The sequence below is a fragment of the Massilia sp. UBA6681 genome, assembly GCF_002454935.1.
Lineage (GTDB): Bacteria > Pseudomonadota > Gammaproteobacteria > Burkholderiales > Burkholderiaceae_D > Telluria > Telluria varians.
In genome coordinates, this window is record NZ_DKJX01000027.1 from 57,052 (window position 1) to 76,456 (window position 19,405).

Annotated in this window: 21 protein-coding genes; 11 read left to right on the plus strand and 10 right to left on the minus strand. The window is 65.7% G+C overall.

The genetic code is table 11. The features are described from left to right. The first annotated feature begins 73 nt into the window (after window positions 1-73). Window positions 74-601 carry a YggT family protein gene (locus B2R83_RS03290; protein ID WP_036215345.1) on the plus strand — a complete coding sequence of 176 codons (528 nt, stop codon included), beginning with the start codon at window positions 74-76 and terminating at the stop codon, window positions 599-601. Between the two features lie 72 nt (window positions 602-673). Here the strand turns inward: B2R83_RS03290 and B2R83_RS03295 are convergent, their stop codons facing one another. From B2R83_RS03295 to B2R83_RS03330, 8 genes are all read right to left on the minus strand, one after another. Continuing rightward, window positions 674-1,615: a carbohydrate kinase family protein gene (locus B2R83_RS03295; RefSeq protein ID WP_292038265.1), complete on the minus strand. Its 942-nt coding sequence runs from the start codon at window positions 1,613-1,615 to the stop codon at window positions 674-676. 18 nt (window positions 1,616-1,633) lie between these two features. Beyond that, the gene (locus B2R83_RS03300; protein WP_292038266.1) at window positions 1,634-3,049 is read right to left on the minus strand and encodes a zinc-ribbon and DUF3426 domain-containing protein; all 1,416 of its coding nucleotides are present in this window, start codon (window positions 3,047-3,049) and stop codon (window positions 1,634-1,636) included. A 14-nt stretch (window positions 3,050-3,063) separates the two neighbouring features. Then, the gene (gene prmA, locus B2R83_RS03305) at window positions 3,064-4,020 is read right to left on the minus strand and encodes a 50S ribosomal protein L11 methyltransferase (protein ID WP_036215339.1); all 957 of its coding nucleotides are present in this window, start codon (window positions 4,018-4,020) and stop codon (window positions 3,064-3,066) included. Continuing rightward, a complete protein-coding gene (gene accC / locus B2R83_RS03310; protein WP_036215337.1) occupies window positions 4,017-5,411 on the minus strand; it encodes an acetyl-CoA carboxylase biotin carboxylase subunit in 1,395 nt (464 codons plus the stop codon). The genes prmA and accC overlap by 4 nt, the downstream gene beginning before the upstream one ends. A gap of 107 nt (window positions 5,412-5,518) precedes the next feature. Next, window positions 5,519-5,992 (minus strand): acetyl-CoA carboxylase biotin carboxyl carrier protein, encoded by a 474-nt coding sequence (gene accB, locus B2R83_RS03315; RefSeq protein ID WP_209587422.1) that lies wholly within the window; start codon window positions 5,990-5,992, stop codon window positions 5,519-5,521. A gap of 91 nt (window positions 5,993-6,083) precedes the next feature. Next, entirely contained in the window at window positions 6,084-6,521 is a 438-nt protein-coding gene (gene aroQ, locus B2R83_RS03320) for a type II 3-dehydroquinate dehydratase (RefSeq protein WP_281910466.1), read from the minus strand. A 246-nt stretch (window positions 6,522-6,767) separates the two neighbouring features. Then, entirely contained in the window at window positions 6,768-7,322 is a 555-nt protein-coding gene (locus tag B2R83_RS03325) for a TlpA family protein disulfide reductase (protein WP_292038267.1), read from the minus strand. Next, a complete protein-coding gene (locus B2R83_RS03330; protein WP_292038268.1) occupies window positions 7,319-7,948 on the minus strand; it encodes a hypothetical protein in 630 nt (209 codons plus the stop codon). The genes B2R83_RS03325 and B2R83_RS03330 overlap by 4 nt, the downstream gene beginning before the upstream one ends. 94 nt (window positions 7,949-8,042) lie before the next feature. On the opposite strand from B2R83_RS03330, the gene mpl reads away from it, so the two are divergent. The 8 genes from mpl to corA all read left to right on the plus strand — a co-directional run bounded on the left by mpl (window position 8,043) and on the right by corA (window position 16,411). Continuing rightward, on the plus strand, window positions 8,043-9,410 hold the full coding sequence (gene mpl, locus B2R83_RS03335) for a UDP-N-acetylmuramate:L-alanyl-gamma-D-glutamyl-meso-diaminopimelate ligase (protein ID WP_292038269.1): 1,368 nt from the start codon (window positions 8,043-8,045) through the stop codon (window positions 9,408-9,410). Next, window positions 9,407-9,988, plus strand: coding sequence for a YqiA/YcfP family alpha/beta fold hydrolase (locus B2R83_RS03340; protein ID WP_292038270.1), 582 nt, complete (start codon window positions 9,407-9,409; stop codon window positions 9,986-9,988). Before mpl ends, B2R83_RS03340 begins: the two co-directional genes overlap by 4 nt. Beyond that, a complete protein-coding gene (locus B2R83_RS03345) occupies window positions 9,985-10,581 on the plus strand; it encodes a chorismate--pyruvate lyase family protein (protein ID WP_292038271.1) in 597 nt (198 codons plus the stop codon). The genes B2R83_RS03340 and B2R83_RS03345 overlap by 4 nt, the downstream gene beginning before the upstream one ends. A gap of 1 nt (window position 10,582) precedes the next feature. Then, entirely contained in the window at window positions 10,583-12,661 is a 2,079-nt protein-coding gene (locus B2R83_RS03350; protein WP_292038273.1) for a ribonuclease catalytic domain-containing protein, read from the plus strand. Between the two features lie 265 nt (window positions 12,662-12,926). Next, the gene (locus B2R83_RS03355; protein ID WP_292038340.1) at window positions 12,927-13,781 is read left to right on the plus strand and encodes an energy transducer TonB; all 855 of its coding nucleotides are present in this window, start codon (window positions 12,927-12,929) and stop codon (window positions 13,779-13,781) included. Then, window positions 13,778-14,587 carry a shikimate dehydrogenase gene (aroE, locus tag B2R83_RS03360; protein WP_292038275.1) on the plus strand — a complete coding sequence of 270 codons (810 nt, stop codon included), beginning with the start codon at window positions 13,778-13,780 and terminating at the stop codon, window positions 14,585-14,587. Before B2R83_RS03355 ends, aroE begins: the two co-directional genes overlap by 4 nt. Window positions 14,588-14,617: 30 nt before the next feature. Continuing rightward, window positions 14,618-15,337: a monofunctional biosynthetic peptidoglycan transglycosylase gene (mtgA, locus tag B2R83_RS03365; RefSeq protein WP_292038276.1), complete on the plus strand. Its 720-nt coding sequence runs from the start codon at window positions 14,618-14,620 to the stop codon at window positions 15,335-15,337. A gap of 108 nt (window positions 15,338-15,445) precedes the next feature. Then, complete coding sequence (gene corA / locus B2R83_RS03370; RefSeq protein ID WP_036215305.1) at window positions 15,446-16,411, plus strand: magnesium/cobalt transporter CorA; 966 nt, start codon at window positions 15,446-15,448, stop codon at window positions 16,409-16,411. A 72-nt stretch (window positions 16,412-16,483) separates the two neighbouring features. Here the strand turns inward: corA and hemL are convergent, their stop codons facing one another. Both hemL and B2R83_RS03380 read right to left on the minus strand, forming a co-directional pair. Then, window positions 16,484-17,785, minus strand: a complete 1,302-nt coding sequence (gene hemL, locus B2R83_RS03375; protein WP_292038277.1) for a glutamate-1-semialdehyde 2,1-aminomutase — start codon at window positions 17,783-17,785, stop codon at window positions 16,484-16,486. A 19-nt stretch (window positions 17,786-17,804) separates the two neighbouring features. Beyond that, on the minus strand, window positions 17,805-18,623 hold the full coding sequence (locus B2R83_RS03380; RefSeq protein ID WP_349681041.1) for a hydroxymethylpyrimidine/phosphomethylpyrimidine kinase: 819 nt from the start codon (window positions 18,621-18,623) through the stop codon (window positions 17,805-17,807). A gap of 91 nt (window positions 18,624-18,714) precedes the next feature. Between B2R83_RS03380 and B2R83_RS03385 the strand changes: the two genes are divergently transcribed. Both B2R83_RS03385 and B2R83_RS03390 read left to right on the plus strand, forming a co-directional pair. Beyond that, window positions 18,715-18,867, plus strand: a complete 153-nt coding sequence (locus B2R83_RS03385; protein ID WP_029755924.1) for a rubredoxin — start codon at window positions 18,715-18,717, stop codon at window positions 18,865-18,867. 133 nt (window positions 18,868-19,000) lie between these two features. Then, window positions 19,001-19,396 (plus strand): response regulator, encoded by a 396-nt coding sequence (locus B2R83_RS03390; protein WP_036215297.1) that lies wholly within the window; start codon window positions 19,001-19,003, stop codon window positions 19,394-19,396. Window positions 19,397-19,405 lie beyond the last annotated feature (9 nt).

Genomic DNA, 19,405 nt, shown 5'->3' on the forward strand with positions numbered 1-19,405 from the left:
CGAGTCTTGCCTGGATCAGGCAAAATACCGCTGTGTGATCGTTCACACAGCGGTTTTTTTTTGAGGAGCCTACGTGCTGTCTATTCTCCAGTTTATCGTCGATACCGCTGCCGCCTTGCTGGGAGGGCTGCTCCTGCTGCGCTTCTGGATGCAGGCCACGCGCGTGCGCCCGCCGCAGCAGATCGGGCAATTCACCTTTACCCTGACCGACTGGCTGGTGCTGCCGCTGCGCCGCCTGGTGCCGGGCATGGGTGGTTATGACTGGGCGAGCCTGATCGGCGCTTTCCTGGTGGTGCTGCTGGCCAGTTCGCTGCTGCTGGTGGCGGGGGCGGATGCGCAAATGGTGCTGCTGCACGCGCTGTACCGGTTCCTGAACTGGATCCTGTACGGCTTCATGGCGCTCCTGATCATCGATGCGATCTTCAGCTGGGTGAACCCGAACGCGCCGCTGGCGCCTTTCGTGCATGCGCTGAATACGCCGATCCTGCGGCCGATCCGGCGCGTGGTGCCGCCGATCGGCGGGATCGATTTATCGGTGCTGGTGGCGCTGGTGCTGATCCAGATTATCCAGTTCGTGCTGAGGCAGGTGTTTTACGGCTGATGGCGTGAGCGCATAAAAAATTGGGGTCCCCGCGGGGACCCCAATTCATTTGTGCAGCCTGAGCGCGTCGTTTCAGCGGAACTTGTAGCCGAACGCCGCCTCGAACTTCTGTTCGATCTCTTCCGGCGCGAAGCTGTGGTTCTGGCCTCCGGTGCTGCCGATCTTGATCGCACCCAGCAGGCTGGCGATGCGGCCGGTGGTCGGCCAGTCGAAGCCGTTGGTGATCCCGTACAGCAGGCCGGCGCGGTAGGCGTCGCCGCAGCCGGTCGGGTCGACGATCTCGTCGGCCTTCACGGCCGGGATGCGATAGTGCTCGCCGCCGGCGTAGATGTCCGAACCTTCGCCGCCGCGCGTGACGATCAGCGCCTCGAGACGGCCGGCGATGTCGGCCAGGCTCAGGCCGGTGCGGTCCATCACCACTTCGAATTCATAGTCGTTGCAGGCCAGGTAGCTGGCTCCATCGATGAAGCGGATCAACTCTTCGCCCGAGAACATCGGGAGCTGCTGGCCCGGGTCGAACATGAAGGGGACGCCCTGGGCGGCGCAGTCGGCGGCGTGCTTGAGCATGCCGTCGCGGCCGTCCGGCGAGATGATCGCCACGCGTAATGCGCCCTGGTCGGCCACGTTGTTCTCGTGCGAGTACTGCATCGCGCCCGGGTGGAAGGCATTGATCTGGTTGTTGTCCTGGTCCGCGGTGACGAAGCACTGCGCGGTGTAGGCGTCGCCGATGGTACGGATGGCGCGGGTCTCGATGCCCTGTTTCTTCATGCGCTCGAGGTAGTCGCCGCCGTCCTGGCCGATGGTGCCCATGACCAGCGGTTCGCCGCCGAGCAGCTTGAGGTTGTAGGCGATGTTCACCGCGCAGCCGCCGTACTCCAGGCGCATGGTCGGCACCAGGAAGGAGACGTTCACGCGGTGCAGCTGGTCGGCCAGCAGGGTCTCGGCGAAGCGGCCGTGGTACTGCATGATCTTGTCGAATGCGATCGAGCCGCAGATCAGGGCGGTCTTGGTCATGGAGATGCCTTCAAGAGATTAGGGGTAAAAGACGGCGATATGGTAGCCGGATGGCGCCGGTTCCGCGACACGGAAGTGCAGCTTCACGGGCTGCTCGGCGTGCGCGGCGAAACCAAGGCCCAGCAGCGGGCCGGCCGGCAGGTAATCGCGCGGGCCGAACACGCGCCGCACCAGCGGCTTGTCGTCGGCGTCCGACAGGGTGAGTTCGATGCTGGGCCAAGCCTGGATCGAATCGCCCTGGTTGCGCAGCTGGGTGCTGAAGGTATAGGCGTTGCCGCCCAGCGTGGTCAGTTCGCCGGTGTCGATCACCAGCTGGTCGATCCGGGCCGGCAGCTCGACGCGGCAGCCCAGCACGCCGCACAGCGAGACCAGCGTCGGCTTCAAGCCGGGATAGCGCGCCGCCAGCGGGGTACGGAAATGCATGACGACCTGCGCCGCCAGGACCAGCAGCAGCAGCACGCTGCCGGCAAGCATCGCGATGCGCATGGCCTTGCCCGAGCGTTCGCGCTGGCGGCCGCGCCGCACGAATTCCGGCTCGTCGGGCTCCGGCACGCGCAGCTTGGGCGGTTCGATCCTGGTCGGCGTCAGCTTGGACTTGCGCGCGGCGCGTGCTTCCGCGGCCCGTGTACGCGGCGTCCTCGGCGCCACCGGGGGCGCGCTGGGCGGAGCCGGCATGGTGACCGTGGCGGGGCCGGATTCGCGCAGCAGCAGGGGCGGCACGGCGGCTTTTGGGGCGGCAGGGGCGGGGGCTGCGGCAAGGGCCGGCGCAGAAGGAGAAACAGAAGCAGGCTGCTCCGGAAAATCGGCCTGATCCGGGGCCGGTGCGGCCACCAGTTCTTCGTCGACCTGCAGCTCCACCGCAAGCGCCGCCGGTGCGTCGGCGGATGCCTGCGCCATCGACGCCGGCTCGGGTGCGCGGACCGGTTCCGGCGCGGCTTCCGCAGTAGCGTCAGGGATGACTTCAGGGCCAGGCTCAGCGCTTGCCTCGGGGGCCGGCTCGGCGACGGGCTCCGGCTGTAGCTCTTCCGCCAGGGGCTGCGCTGCGGCCGGTTCCGACGCAGCGTCGGCCACCGGCGCAGCCTCGTTCACCTCGTCGCCGCTGCTTGCCTTGGGCAGGATGCCATAGGGCGAGAAGGCGCGGTCGAACTCGAGGGTGTAGATCGGGTCCTCGTCCGCTTCCGGCGCGGGAGCGGCAGGCGCTTCAGGCTGGGGAGCGGCGGCAGGCGCCGGGGTAAGGGCGGTGTCGGCGTCCGAAGCACGCCGGCGCCGTGGGGAAGGGCGCGGCGCCGCGCTGGCCAGGTCGACCAGCGCGGCGTTGCCGTCAAAGATTTCGGTGCAGGCGCCGCAACGGACGATGCCCCCACGCAGCTTGAGCTGGTCCGCGGCGACGCGGAACATGGTGCCGCAGTGGGGGCATTGGGTGGCGAGCGCCATGCCTGGGTCGTCCCTTAGCCGGTGATGGCGGAACGCGGCGCGGGTGCGGTGTCCTGGCCGAGCGTCCCGTGAAGAGCGACCCAGCCGTCCTGCTCGGCCCAGACGCCCAGCTTGATGAAAGGTGCGTAGGCGGCAGCCACTTCTTCCGCCTGGCGTGCCAGCACGCCCGACAGGATCAGGGAGCCTCCCGGCGCCACGCGGCCGGACAGCATCGGCGCCATCAGCTTCAATGGGCTCGACAGGATGTTGGCCACGACGATGTCGAACTGGCCCTTCGCATGGCGCTCGTTGGGAGCGCCGGCGAAGTCGTCCGGCAGGTAGAAGTCGATGCTGACCTTGTTGCGCTCGGCGTTGCTGCGTGCCGATTCGATCGCCTGCGGGTCGATGTCGACGCCGGCGACATCAAGCGCGCCGAGCTTCTTGGCGACCATCGCCAGGATGCCCGAGCCGCAGCCGTAGTCCAACACCGATTTGCCCGGCGCCGGGTGCGCTTCCAGCCACTCCATGCACAGGCGGGTGGTCGGGTGGCTGCCGGTGCCGAAGGCCAGGCCTGGATCCAGCTCGAGGATGAGCCCATTCGGGTCCGGCGCCTCGTGCCAGCTCGGCACGACCCAGATGTTCTTGCCGATGTGGATGGGCTCGAACTGCGATTGCGTCAGGCGCACCCAGTCGGCGTCCGCCACCGCGCGGGTGGTGAAGGAGGGCACGACGGGCAGCTTGATGGCGTTGGCGGCTTCCTGGACGATCGCGAACTGGTCGGCGTCGGTGTCGGTCAGCGCGACCACGCGCGAATGGTCCCAGGCCGTTTCGGTCGGTTCCATGCCCGGCTCGCCGAACAGCGGCTTTTCCGCGTCCGTGCCTTCGTCCGCGTCTTCCACCGAGACCGACAGGGCGCCCGCTTCCATCAGGGCGTCCGACAGGGCCTCCGCGTGGTCTCGCGCTACTTCGATGACGACTTCCGTCCAGCTCATGCGTTGGTTTCCGATTTGGCGCCGATGCCCGTTTCCTTCGGCAGGTCCGGCTTGGAAGCCAGCTTGTGCTCCAGGTAGTGGATGTTGGTGCCGCCCTCGATGAAGCGGGCGTCGACCATCAGCTCACGGTGCAGCGGGATATTGGTGAGAATACCTTCAACCACCATTTCCGAGAGCGCGATTTGCATGCGGCGAATTGCCTGCTCGCGCGTCGCACCGTAGGAAATTACCTTGCCGATCATCGAGTCGTAATGAGGTGGAACATAATATCCTGCATACGAGTGCGAATCGACACGGATGCCGGGACCGCCCGGCGGGTGCCAGCCGGTGATGCGGCCCGGCGACGGGGTGAACTTGAACGGGTCTTCGGCGTTGATGCGGCACTCGATCGCGTGGCCCGACAGCATGATGTCGCGCTGGCGGAAGCGCAGCTTCTCGCCGCAGGCGATGCGGATCTGTTCCTGCACGATGTCGATCCCGGTGATCATCTCGGTGACCGGGTGTTCCACCTGCACGCGGGTGTTCATCTCGATGAAGTAGAACTCGCCGTTCTCGTACAGGAATTCGAAGGTGCCGGCGCCGCGGTAGCCGATCTTGCGGCAGGCTTCGGCGCAGCGGTCGCCGATCTTCTCGATCAGCTTGCGCGGGATGCCCGGCGCCGGCGCTTCTTCGATGACTTTCTGGTGGCGGCGCTGCATCGAGCAGTCGCGCTCGCCCAGCCAGACGGCGTTCTTGTGCTCGTCGGCCAGCACCTGGATCTCCACGTGGCGCGGATTTTCCAGGAACTTCTCCATATAGACTTCCGGATTGCCGAAGGCGGTGCCGGCTTCGGTCTTGGTCATCTGCACGGCGCCCAGCAGCGCGGCTTCGGTATGCACCACGCGCATGCCGCGGCCGCCGCCGCCGCCGGCGGCCTTGATGATGACCGGGTAGCCGATCTTGCGCGCGGTCGTGATGATTTCCTTGGGATCGTCCGGCAGGGCGCCGTCCGAACCCGGCACGCAGGGCACGCCGGCCTTGATCATGGCCTGCTTGGCCGAGACCTTGTCGCCCATCAGGCGGATCGAGTCCGAACGCGGGCCGATGAAGACGAAGCCCGATTTCTCGACGCGCTCGGCGAAGTCGGCGTTCTCCGACAGGAAGCCGTAGCCCGGGTGGATAGCCTCGGCGTCCGTCACTTCGGCGGCGCTGATAATCGCCGGCATGTTCAGGTAGCTGAGCGCCGACTGGGCCGGGCCGATGCAGACGGATTCGTCCGCCAGCTTCACGTACTTGGCGTCCTTGTCCGCCTCGGAGTGAACGACGACCGTCTTGATGCCCAGTTCGCGGCAGGCGCGCTGGATACGCAGCGCGATTTCACCACGGTTGGCGATGAGGATTTTTTCAAACATGGTAGGTTCGGTGTTTCAGTGAAAACCGGCGCAACAGTCTGGATCAGAAAGCGCGCCGGACACGACATGGGATGGCTGGCGGCAGGACGCCGCCGGGCCGAGGGTTCTTAACCGATGACGAACAGCGGCTGGCCGAACTCGACCGGCTGGCCGTTTTCCACGAGAATCTTGGTGACCGTGCCGGCGACGTCGGCATCGATCTCGTTCAGGAGCTTCATCGCTTCGATGATGCACAGGGTGTCGCCCGACTTGATGCTCTGGCCGACTTCGACGAACGCCGGGGCGCCCGGAGCCGACGAGCGATAGAAGGTGCCGACCATCGGCGACTTGACCACGTGGCCGGTCTGCTCGGCGGCGGCAGGGGCGGCGGCCGGCGCGGCGGCTGCGGGCGCCGGTGCGGCCTGCACGGCCGGCGCGGCGTAGTGCTGCACGGCCTGCTGCGGCATCATCATCATCTGGCCTTGCGGGTTTGCGGACGACTTGACGATGCGGACCTTGCTTTCGCCTTCGGTGACTTCGAGTTCAGCGATGTCCGATTCGGCGACCAGGTCGATCAAGGTCTTGAGTTTTCTGAGATCCATGTGAAACCCCTTGGTGTTTTATTCGTTTTAGAGAGCAGGCGTCGCGCTGGTGGGTGGCCGCGTCGCCGCTGATACATGAAGTTGACGTAGATTAACGCGATTTAAGCGCAAAGTCGATGGCAAACCGGTATCCGTCCGGACCCAAGCCGCAGATTACGCCTTGCGCAATTGCGGACAGGTACGAGTGGTGCCGGAAGGGCTCGCGGGCATGGACATTCGAGATGTGTACCTCCACGAACGGGATTGCCACCGCGGCAAGCGCATCGCGCAGGGCCACGCTGGTGTGGGTCAGGCCGCCCGGATTGATGACGATCGCATCCACGCCTTCGCTGCGCGCGGCGTGGATGCGGTCGATCAGGGCTCCTTCATGGTTGCTCTGGAAGCAGTCGAGGCTTGCGCCTGCGCTTGCTGCCTGTGCCTTGGCTGCCTGCTCGATGTCGGCCAGCGTCGTCGCGCCGTACACCGCCGGCTCCCGGGTCCCCAGTAGATTGAGGTTGGGGCCATTAAGCAGCAGTAGCTTTTTCGCCATGTTTAGAGTCTGAACGCCCGAAAGGAAGGCATTGTGCCGCCAAGCTCGGCTATTGGCAAGCAGTAAAATTGCCAGTTGATGAAGGCATGTTCGAAGAAATTCGGAAAAGAACGGTCGTTCGCTGAGTCGGGTTTCGTAGGGTGGGCGGGTCTCCCGCCCACGCGTTCAAATTCCGGTCGGGTTGCCTGTACGTCTATTCCATTGCTGGTTGAACGCGCGGTCGGCAAAGCCGACCACCCTACATGTTTACAGCTTGGCCAAATCCGCCCGTAATTCGTCGAACTTCAGCTTGCCCAGGTAAGTCTTGCGCACCTGCCCATCCGCGCCGATCAATACTGTATACGGCAGGCCCCCGGCCGTATTGCCGAACTCCCGCGACAATTCGGTCCCACCCATCCCCGCCACGTACAGCGGGTAGGCGATCTTCAGCTTGGCCGCGAATTCCTGCATGTTCGACGGCGAATCGATGCCGATGCCGATCACGTTGAAGGTCTTGCCGCCATCCTTGCCTGCCAGCTCGGACAGCTCCGGCATCTCCTGCACGCAGGGTGCGCACCAGGTTGCCCAGAAATTCACCAGGAGCGGCTTGCCGCGCCATTTCGCCAGCGATTGCGGCGCGCCCTGCAGGTCGTTCAGCGACTGCGCGAACAGATTGTCGACCGCCGTGTGCGGCTTGCCGCCGGTCGGGGCGATGGCAGTGGTAATCGGGGGAGGGTCTTTCTTGTTGATGGCCACCAGGGCGCCCATGATGCCGAACATGGCGGCAACGGCCGCATACACGGCCACGTGTTTCTTGTTCATTCGTCCTGTTCCAGGGTTTGATCATCCGCCATCAGCGCGCGCAGCCCGGCTGCGTCCACCCGCTGCAGGCGGCCATCGGCGCGCGGCTTCAAGGCGCCGCGCAAGTCATGAAAGTCGTACAACTCGGCATGGATAGTTTCCTTATGCCACATAAAGCTGACCGTTTCAACCGGATCGTGCCGGCCGCCCTTGAAATGGGGCGTTTCGGAGATCTCTATATTGACGTTGCGGTTGAGCAGGTAGATCTCGACTTCCTTGGCGCTGTCGGCGAACAGCTGCAGGTGGATGTCGTCGTGTTCGCCCGCCGTGCCGTTCAGGACGGCGCCGGTGAGGTAGGGACGGAAGTCGGCGAGCTGGTCCATGACCTGCAGGGCGGTCTCGCGCATGGCGCTCAAGCGCGCGGCCTGGCCGGGACCGCCGAACAGGGCCTGGTATTGACGGACCTGTTCCTCGATCTGCATGTTGTCGGGCATCAGGTTGGGGCTGGGGCGGTCCACCCCGAGCACCTGGCGGGCCGCCTTGCGGCGTGCGGTGTCGTAATCGGCGCCATCCTGGGCGATCATGCGCGCAGCAAGGGCAGCAATTTCGGCGCGCAACTGGAGTACGTCAGTGTTCGGTGTCGGCATGATGCCTGAATCATACTCTTAAGCGGAAAATGACAGCGGGTCGGGTAGAATCGCGCTTTCGGACTCATTTAGCCCAGCTATTTCCTCCTCGACCATGCACATTCATATCCTCGGTATTTGCGGCACCTTCATGGGTGGCCTGGCGGTCCTGGCCAAGGAAGCCGGCCACCGCGTCACCGGATGCGACGCCAACGTCTATCCCCCGATGAGCACCCAACTGGAAGCCCAGGGCATCGAGCTGATCCAGGGCTATGGCCCGGAGCAGGTGTCGCTGAATCCCGACCTGTATGTAATCGGCAATGTCATGACGCGCGGGAATCCGCTGATCGAGGAAATCCTGAACCGCGGCCTGCCTTATGTCTCCGGCCCGCAATGGATCGGCGAGCACATCCTGCGCGAAAAATGGGTGCTGGCCGTTGCCGGTACCCACGGCAAGACCACGACCACTTCGATGCTGGCCTGGATCCTGGAAGACGCCGGCTATGCGCCGGGCTTCCTGATCGGCGGCGTGCCGATGAACTTCGGTATCTCGGCGCGCCTGCACGGCGACAAGCCGAGCGACTTCTTCGTGATCGAGGCGGACGAATACGACACCGCCTTCTTCGACAAGCGCAGCAAGTTCGTCCACTACCACGCGAAAACGGCGGTGCTGAACAACCTGGAATACGACCACGCCGACATTTTCCCGGACATCGGCGCCATCGAGACCCAGTTCCACCACCTGGTGCGCACCGTGCCGGGCGTGGGCCGCCTGGTCGTCAACGGCGACGAAGCCTCGCTGGGACGCGTGATCAAGCGTGGCTGCTGGAGCGAGAAGGAGACTTTCGGCCTGTCCGAAGGCGCGAACTGGAGCCTGGTCGAGCACCAGGGCGGCAGCTTCGACGTGCTCTTCAATGGCGACGTCCAGGGGACCGTGCACTGGGAGCTCACCGGCCACCACAACCGCTCGAACGCGCTGGCCGCGATCGCCGCCGCGCGCCACGTCGGCGTGCCGACCTCGCAGGCGATCGCTTCCCTGGCGCGCTTCCAGAGCGTCAAGCGCCGTATGGAAGTGCGCGGCGTCGTCAATAACGTGACCGTGTACGACGACTTCGCCCACCATCCGACCGCGATCGCCACCACCGTGGGCGGCCTGCGCCAGAAGATCGGGACGTCGGGCCGCATTCTGGCCGTGCTCGAGCCGCGTTCCAACACGATGAAACTGGGTGCCATGAAGGATGCGCTGCCGGGCAGCCTGAAGGACGCCGACCTGGTGTTCGGCTTCGGCAGCCAGCAGGCGCTGGGCTGGTCGCTGGCCGACGCATTGAAGCCGCTGGGCGGCATCGCCCACAGCTTCGACCAGCTCGACTACATGGTGCAGGCGATCGTGCAGGCGGCCCAGCCGGGCGACCACATCCTGGTGATGAGCAACGGCGGCTTCGGCGGCGTGCACCAGAAACTGCTGGACGCGCTGGCCCCATGATTCTGTATTTGCACGGATTTCGCTCCTCGCCCAAGTCCTTCAAGGCGCGCGTGGTACAGAAAGCGCTGGAAGACGCCGGGCGCGTGCACGAGCTGATCTGCCCGCAGCTGCCGGCCTCGCCGAAGGAGGCGATGGCGCTCTGCCTGCTGCTGGCCGAGCGCCATGCGCCCGACAATTTGTCCATCATCGGCTCCTCGCTGGGCGGCTTCTATGCCACCTGGCTGGCCGAGCGCCTGGGCGTGCCGGCGGTGCTGCTCAACCCGTCCGTGAATCCCTTGAAGAACCTCGAGCACCACGTCGGCGTGACCACGGCCTGGCACTCGGATGAGCCCTTCGAGTTCCGCCGCGAGTACATCGACGAACTGGCCGCGCTGCGTATCGGGAAGATCACCAGGCCGGAACGTTACTTCCTGATCGCGGCGACCGGCGACGAAGTGCTGGACTACCGCGACATGGTGGCGCACTACGCCGGGGCGAAGCAGCACGTGATCCAGGGCAGCGACCATGCGATCTCGGAATTCCCGCAGTATGTCGACGACGTGCTGGCCTTCTGCACCAATGCGGGCATGGCGCAGTGAGGGGAAGTTCGCTGAGACTGGCGGCCTGGCAGCCACATGCCGGCGCCGTGCGCGCGCCGGCAGGCATGCGCGACTGGCTGACCACCGAAGGCTCGCTGACGGCGCGCCTGATGGCGCACAGCGAGGTCTTTCGCGTGCGCCGGCTGCACCAGAACGCCGCTACCTGCCTGGCGGACGAGGCGCGGGCGATCGGCCTGCCGCGTCCGGGCCGGGTGTGGGAGCGCGAAGTGCTGCTCGAATGCGACGGCCGCCCGCGGGTATTCGGCCACACGGTGGTGCCGACAGGCTGCACCGCCAGCGACTGGCCGCTGTTTTCGGCGCTGGGCGAGCGTTCGCTCGGCACCACCCTGTTCTACGACCCGCTGGTGCGTCGTGGCCAGCTGGAATACGCGCGTATCCGCGCGGGCCATCCGCTGATGGATCGCGTGCGCGCGGCCCTCGGCGGGAGTCACGAACATGTTCGTGACGACTCTCTTTATTATGCGCGGCGCTGCGTCTACCGCCGCCGTCAAGGCCTGCTGCTGGTCACCGAGGTATTCTTGCCCTCGGTGCTGGACCTGAAGCCGACCGGAACACAACAGAACACGAAATAACATGAACGTATTTTTTGAAGAGTCGGGCGATTTCAAGGTCGGCACGGTATTGTCGCAGGCCGGCGAGGCCTACCAGGTGGAGCTGGCCAGCGGCAAGCGCAGCAAGGTCAAGTCCAGGGACGTATTGATCCAGTTCGACAAACCCGAGCCGGATGCGCTGCTGGCCGCGGCCAAGGGCATCGCCGCCGAGGTGGACCTGGACTTCCTGTGGGAGGTCGCGGGCCAGGAAGAATTCGGCTTCGCCGAACTCGGCCTGGAGTATTTCGGCCATGCGCCGCTGCCGAGCGAGGCCGCCGGCCTGGTGCTGGCGCTGCACGCGGCGCCGATCTACTTCCATAAAAAGGGGCGCGGGCGCTACAAGGCCGCCCCCGAGCAGACCCTGAAGGCGGCCCTGGCCGGCATCGAAAAGAAGAAGCAGCAGGCCATCGTGCAGGCCGGCTACGTCGACGAGCTCAAGGCCGGCAAGCTGCCGCAATCGATGCAGTCCATCGTGCAGCAGCTGCTGTTCAAGCCGGACAAGAACACCATCGAATACAAGGCGCTGGAAGCGGCCGCCTCCGAGCTGCAGACCACGGCGCCGCGCCTGATGCTGAGCACGGGCGGACTGGCTTCGCCGAAGGAACTGCACATGTCGCGCTTCCTGTTCGAGCACTTCCCGCGCGGCGCCGGCTTCCCGGCGGTCGAGGCGGGCGGCGTTCCGCTGCCGAAGGCACCAGGCGACCTGCCGCTGGCGGACGTCGCCGCCTTCTCGATCGACGACGTCACCACCACCGAGATCGACGACGCCATGTCGGTGGTCTGGCTGGACGACGGCACGGTGCAGGTGGGTATCCACATCGCGGCGCCGGGCCTGGGCATCCGTCCGGACGATGCGATCGACAAGATCGCGCGCGCGCGCATGTCCACCGTCTATATGCCGGGCGACAAGATCACCATGCTGCCGGACGAGGTGGTGGACGCCTTCACCCTGTCCGAGGGCAAGGACTGCCCGGCGCTGTCGCTGTACGCGGTGCTCGATCCCGCCGACTGGAGCGTGGTGTCGACCACCACCCGCGCCGAGCGCGTGCCGATCAAGCGCAACCTGCGCTTGAACGAGCTCGACGCCATCGTGACCGAGGAAGCGCTGAACGAGGGCAGCGGCGAAGGCACGGTCGACTACCCGCACAAGGAAGAGCTGGGCCTGCTGTGGCAGTGGGCATTGCACCTGGAAGCGGGCCGCATGAAGAAGCGCGAAGCCTTCGGCCTCAAGCCGGAGCAGGCCAACCGCGTCGACTTCAACTTCTACGTGGACGACGACGTGGTGAGCATCGTGCGCCGCAAGCGCGGCGCGCCGCTCGACAAGATCGTGGCCGAGCTGATGATCTTCGCGAACAGCACCTGGGGCAAGCTGCTGCACGACTCGGGCGTGCCGGGCATCTACCGCTCGCAGGGGCCGGGCGCGGGCGGCTGGAACGCCAAGATCCAGGTGCGCATGGTCACGCACGCGGCCCCGCACCAGGGCCTGGGCGTCGACCAGTACGCCTGGAGCACTTCGCCGCTGCGCCGCTACACCGACCTGGTGAACCAGTGGCAGATCCTGGCCTGCGCCTCGCACGGCGTGACCGCGCCGCTGGTGGCGCCGTTCAAGCACCGCGACGCGACCCTGTTCTCGATCGTCTCGGCGTTTGATGCGGCCTACGCGGCCTACAACGACTTCCAGCAGAACATGGAGCGCTACTGGTGCCTGCGCTGGCTGGGTCAGGAGAACGCCAAGCAGGTCGACGCCGTGGTGCTGAAGGAAGACGTGGTGCGCCTGGTCGAGATCCCGCTGGTGGCGCGCCTGGCCGGCATGCCGCAGCTGGCGCGCGGCGCCCAGGTCAGGCTCGATATCGTGCGCTGGGACGAAGTCGACCTGTCGCTCGAGGCGCGCCTGCTCGAGGTGGCGGCGGTGGCGCCGGATGCGTCGCTGGAGCTGGAAGAAGAGGAAGAGGGCGATACCGGCGAGGCGGCGCTGGCCGAAGTCGTGGAAGCCGAGGGTGTCGTGGCCGCGGTGACGACTGAGGAAGGTGTCCAGGTTCCTGCTAGCGCAGGAACGCAGTGACTTAAACGTCAAATTGGGTTCCGGCCTTCGCCGGAACGACGGTCTTAGGGCTAGCCACTACGCTATGAGCTGTCATGCGCGCCACTGGCGCTCATGACTCCCGGCGAAGGCCGGGATCCAAGTTCGTTCCGCAGCCGCCATCGATGTTGCACCACACCCCCGCAATCTCCCCATGCTCGCAGTTGCAGGTTAGAATGCCCCATCCCTGATCCAACAGCCCGTCCGGGCACGCGCAGTGAAGTATTTGCAAGATAACCGTCCCCTGATGATCGCCCTCGGCGTCTCCGTGCTCGCGCACGCGGGGCTGCTGGCGCTGCGTTTTGCCGCGCCGGACGCCTTTCGCCAGCAGCCGGCCGACCCGGGACTCGAAGTCATCCTGGTCAACGCCAAGCATGCCAAGGCCCCGGTGAAGGCCGACGCGCTGGCCCAGGCCAACCTGGAAGGCGGCGGCACCGCGGACGCCGGGCGCGCCCGTTCCCCGCTGCCCGACCTGCGGAGAATCGAGAACGGCGAAAGCATCAAGGCCCTGCAGCGCCGCATCGCCGAACTGGAACAGCAACAGCAGAACGTCCTGACCCGCGTGCGCTCGTCAAGCTTCCATGCGCCGCCCAAGACCGAGCAGGACAAGCCCGACCCTACCCGCCAAGGTGCCGACGCCCTCGACACCAGCCGCGCCATTTCGCGCGCCGCGGCCGAGGTCATCGAGCGCATCGAAGACCAGAACAAGCGCCCCAAGCGCACCCAGATCACGCCCAGCACGCGCCAGGTCGGCTATGCGCTCTACTACAAGGAGATGCAGAAGCGGATCGAGGAAGTCGGCACGCTCAACTTCCCGCAGCACAGCGGCAAGAAGCTGTACGGCGAGCTGGTGGTCTACATCCCGGTGTTCCAGGACGGCACCCTCTATACGAAGGATGGCGGCCCGCGCGTCGAACGCAGCTCCGGCAACCCGGCCCTGGATGCGGCAGCCTTGCGAATCGTGCGCCAGGCCGCGCCCTTCGGGAACTTCCCGGCCAACATGCGCACGCAGGGCAAGGACGACCTGTGGGAAGTGATCACGCGCTTCCGCTTCACGCGCGAAGAAAAGATGCAGACGGAACTGCGAGGAGAGAACGGTTGACTGACAAGTACTGCGTGATCGGCAACCCGATCGCCCACAGCAAATCCCCCGAAATCCACCCCATCTTCGCGCGCCAGACCGGCCAGGACCTGGTCTATGAGCGCTGCCTCGCGCCGCTCGACGCTTTTGCCGCGACCGTTCGGCGCCTGGTGGCCGAAGGCTACAAGGGCGCCAACGTCACCCTGCCGTTCAAGATCGAAGCCGTGGCAGTCTGCACCCGGCTGGAAGAGCGGGCCAGGGCCGCCGGCGCCGTCAACACCCTGGTGTTCGCGCATGGCGAGATCGTCGGCGACAACACCGACGGGCCCGGCCTGGTGGCCGACATCACCCGCAACGCGGGCGTCGCGCTGCGCGGCAAGCGCATCCTGCTGCTGGGCGCCGGCGGCGCCGCGCGCGGCGCCCTGCTGCCGTTCATCCAGCAGGGCCCGCGCGAGATCGTGATCGCCAACCGCACCGTGGCTACCGCCGTGCAGCTGGCCCGCGACTTCGCTCCTTACGGCATCCCGGTGCAGGGCAGCGGCTTCGATGCGGTAACGGGCAGCTTCGACATCGTCGTCAACGCCACCTCCGGCAGCCTGGCGGGCGAGGTGCCGCCGGTAGCGGCGAGCGTGTTCGGCCCGGGCACGCTGGCACTGGACATGATGTACGGGAACCAGCCTACCGTGTTCATGGCATTCGCGGCCGGCCACGGCGCCGCCACCCGCGACGGCCTGGGCATGCTGGTGGAGCAGGCGGCCGAGGCCTTCGCCATCTGGCGCGGCGTGCGGCCCGATACGGCGGAGGTATTCAGGAAGATGCGCCCCTAAATAACAACGATGAGCACAACGACAATAACGATGGGTAAAACCCGCAAAGTGGCTGCGAAGCCCTCGCGCCGCTGGCTCAAGTGGCTGATCCTCGGGCCGATCCTGCTGGTGCTGCTGGTTCAGCTCTACTTCTTCGTCATGGTCTGCTGGTATGCGATGTTCAATCCGTCCTCGACCAGTTTCATGCGCCAGCAGCTGGCGGCGCTGCAGGAAAAGAACCCGAAGGCGCAGCTCAAGCACCAGTGGGTGCCCTACGAGCGCATCTCGAACAACCTCAAGCGCGCCGTGATCGCCTCGGAAGACGCGCGCTTCAACGAGCACGACGGCGTCGACTGGGAAGCGCTGGAAAAGGCCTACGAGAAGAACAACCGTCGTAGCAAGGTGGTCGGCGGCGGCTCGACCATCACCCAGCAGCTGGCCAAGAACCTGTTCCTGAGCGGCTCGCGCAGCTACCTGCGCAAGGGGCAGGAAATGATCATCGCCTTCATGCTCGAGACCGTGATGCCCAAGCGCCGCATCCTCGAGATCTACCTGAACGTGGTCGAATTCGGCCGCGGCGTGTTCGGCGCCGAAGCCGCTGCCCGCCATTACTACCGCAGCTCGGCCGCCAACCTGGGTCCGGCTCAGGCGGCGCGCCTGGCGGTGATGCTGCCCAACCCGCGCTACTACGACAAGCGCGGCGTGACCAATTACCTTGCGCGCCGCGCCAACGCGATCCAGCGCCAGATGCGTTTCGCCGAGCTGCCCTGAGCGCTGAGCGCCGCCGTCCTGTGACGAAATTGTCGTTACGGGGTGGCCGCTTGCCGGGGCTGTCGGTTACACTTGCGGCAGTTTTCGAATCCCGGCCGAGAAAAGCGCATGATCAACGTATTTGTCCTACAAAATGGCCGCCTGAACCAGGTCAGCGTCGACTCGCGCGAAGACCTGGAGAATGTGACGCCGGTCTGGGTCGACCTGAACGAGCCCACCGACGAGGAGCGCATCCTGGTCAAGACGACCTATGGGGTGACGCTGCCGGGCGAGGACGAGGTGTCGGACATCGAGGCCTCGGCCCGCTACTACGAAGCCGAGAACGGCGACCTGCACCTGCGCACCGACTTCCTGCTCGAGGAAGAGGACGGCCCCTCGCGGGTGGTCACGGTCGCTTTCATCCTGTCCGGGAAAATCCTGTTCTCGGTGCACAACGACGACCTGCCGGTGTTCCGCCTGGTGCGCCTGCGCGCGCGCTCGCGTCCCGGCTCGATCGAAGACTACATGGACGTGCTGCTCGACCTGTACGCGACCGACGCCGAGTACTCGGCGGACGCGCTGGAGGGCATCTACGAGGCGCTGGAAGAAGTTTCCACCCGCGTGCTGCAGAAGGAATTCACCGACCAGGACGCGGCCGCCGCGCTGAACGCGATCGCGCACGAGGAAGACTTGAACGGCCGGATCCGCCGCAACATGATGGACACGCGGCGCGCGGTCAGCTTCCTGATGCGCGGCCGGCTGCTCAACGCCGACCAGTTCGAGGAAGCGCGCCAGATCCTGCGCGACATCGAATCGCTGGACGGCCACACGTCCTTCCTGTTCGACAAGGTGAACTTCCTGATGGATGCCACTGTCGGTTTCATCAACATCAACCAGAACAAGATCATCAAGATCTTCTCGGTGGCCTCGGTGGCCTTCCTGCCGCCGACCCTGATCGCCAGCATCTATGGCATGAACTTCAAGGTCTTCCCGGAGATCGAATGGGCCTACGGCTATCCCTTCGCCCTGGGCCTGATGGTGGCGGCGATCGCGGCGCCGCTGCTGTACTTCCAGCGCCGCGGCTGGCTGCGCTGATGAAATAAAATTTCAAAAAGAAACGGGCGGTGAAATACTATTTCCCCGCCCGGTTTTTTTTCTACAGCCTGGTCAGCCGATGCGCTTGAACACCCGGCGCGCCGCCTCGACCGTCTCGTCGATCACCGCATCGCTGTGCTGGGCCGACACGAAACCGGCCTCGAACATGGCCGGCGCAAAATACACGCCCTCGTCCAGCATGCCGTGGAAGAAGCGGTTGAAGCGCTCCTTATCGCCCGCCATCATCTGGCCGTAGGTCGACGGGATGCTGTTCGAGAAGTAGAAGCCGAACATGCCGCCCACCGCGTCGCCGCAGAAGGGAATGTCGTTCTCCTGCGCCGCCTCGGTCAGGCCCTTCACCAGGCGGCTGCTTGCCGCACCCAGCTTCTCGTAGAAGCCCGGCTCCTGGATCAGCTTCAGGGTCGTCATGCCGGCCGCCACCGCCACCGGGTTGCCCGACAGGGTGCCGGCCTGGTACACCGGGCCGAGCGGCGCCATCTTCTGCATCAGCTCCGCATGGCCCCCGAAAGCCGCCACCGGCAGGCCGCCGCCGATCACCTTGCCCAGCGCGGTCAGGTCCGGCCTGATGCCGTACATCTCCTGGGCGCCGCCCAGGCCCACGCGGAAGCCGCACATCACTTCGTCGAAGATCAGGACCGTGCCGTACTCGGTGCACAGCTCGCGCATGCGCTGCAGGAATTCCGGCGTGGCGCGGATCAGGTTCATGTTGCCGGCCACCGGCTCCACGATCACGCAGGCGATGGTGTCGCCCATCGAGGCAAAGGCGTCTTCCAGCTGCGGGATGTTGTTGTAGTCGAGGACCAGGGTGTGCTTCACGAAGTCTTCCGGCACGCCGGCCGAGGTCGGGTTGCCGAAGGTGAGCAGGCCGGAACCGGCCTTCACCAGCAGCGAATCGGCGTGGCCGTGGTAGCAGCCTTCGAACTTGACGATCTTGTCGCGTCCGGTGGCGCCGCGCGCCAGGCGCAGCGCGCTCATGGTCGCCTCGGTGCCCGACGAGACCAGGCGCACCTGTTCGATCGACGGCACCAGGCGGCAGATCTCTTCGGCGATCTCGATCTCGCCCTCGGTCGGGGCGCCGAAGGACAGGCCCCGGCTTGCGGCTTCCTGCACCGCCTTGATCACCTGCGGGTGCGCGTGGCCGACGATGGCCGGACCCCAGGAACCGATGTAGTCGATGTAGCGCTTGCCGTCGGCATCCCAGAAATACGGGCCCTCGGCGCGGGTGATGAAGCGCGGCGTGCCGCCCACCGAGCGGAAGGCGCGCACCGGCGAATTCACGCCGCCCGGCGTGGTTTGCTGGGCGCGGGCGAACAGTTGGTCGTTCTTTGAGATGGAAGGCTGGGTGTCAGTCATGGTAGCGAAGGGGACTTGTTCAGCCCCGGTAGAATTTGTTGGGAATGAACTTGCCCATGCCGAAGCGCTGGGCGTGTTCGAGCGCGCCGGTGGTGTACTCCTGGGCGGCGAACAGCGCCTGCGGCGCTTCCATGCCGCAGGCCATCAGGGCGGTGAAGGCCGCCGAATAGGTGTTGCCGGCGCCGACGAAAGGCCCCGGCAGGTGCTGGTACTCGACCTTGGCGACCACGCCGTCGGCGTCGAACAGGGTGTTGGAGCAGGTGCCATCCTTGTCGCGGGTGCCGGTGACGAGCACGTACTGGCAGCCGGCATTGGTCAGTTCGGCGACGTCCGCCAGCAGGGCATCCGCGCTCTCTTCGCCCTCGTCGGGCACCTCGCGCCAGGTCTCGGCCATGCGGCCCAGCTCCGACTGCGACAGCATCAGGACGGTGGTCTGGGGCGCCAGGATGGAGCGGATCGCGGACAGCATCTCTTCGTCGGCCAGGCCCGAGTCGGGCAGGGCGGACAGGAAAGGGTCGAGGATCAGGGGCGCGTCCGGATAGTCGGACACGATCTCGGCGATCGCCGCCAGCTGCAGCACGGTGGCCACGGCGCCGACCTTGAAGGCGGCTACCGGCATGTCCTCGAGCAGGACCCGGGCCTGGTCGGCCATCCAGTCGCTGTCGACTTCGTGCAGGTTTTCCACCTTGGCGCTGTCGGCGACCAGCAGCCCGGCGACCACCGACAAGCCGTGGCATCCGTGTGCGGCGAAGGCGGCCAGGTCGGCCTGCACGCCGAGCGCGCCGACCGGGTCGGACACGCCAAATGTCAGGATCAGGGGTAAGGTTTGGTTTTGCACGACGCCTGGATTAATATACGCGACTCTCCATTTTACTTTACCGAGGAAGCATATTGTGAGTAACGATTCGACGGCCCCCTTCCAGACCTGGATGTGCCTGATCTGCGGCTGGGTCTATGACGAGGCCGCCGGCGCCCCGGACGACGGCATCGCACCGGGCACCCGCTGGGCCGATGTGCCGATGAACTGGACCTGCCCGGAGTGCGGCGCCCGCAAGGACGATTTCGAGATGACCGCTATTTAAGATTGTGTCAAAAACATGTGTGTTTGCAGGATGTTACGGGAATGTGAACTCCATAGTTGACGTATTGCAACACATCACGCACAAGGCGAAAACCCTGTGCTATCGTGGCGCTTCATGCTGAAGTGAAACGAAAATGACGACATCGCCGCACCCAACCGGCCTGACCATCATGGTGATCGACGACAGCAGCACGATCCGCCGTTCCGCCGAAATCTTCCTGACCCAGGCCGGCTACCAGGTGGTGCTGGCCGATGACGGCTTCGATGCGCTGGCCAAGATCAACGACCATCACCCTGCGCTGGTGTTCTGCGACATCCTGATGCCGCGCCTCGATGGCTACCAGACCTGCGCCCTGATCAAGAAGAGCGCGCGTTTCCACGCCACCCCGGTGCTGATGCTGTCGTCCAAGGACGGCCTGTTCGACCGTGCGCGCGGCGCCATGGTGGGCGCCAGCGCCTACCTCACCAAACCATTTTCCAAGGACAGCCTGCTGGCCGCGGTGCGCGAGCACACGGCGGCGAAGGCTTGACCGATTACC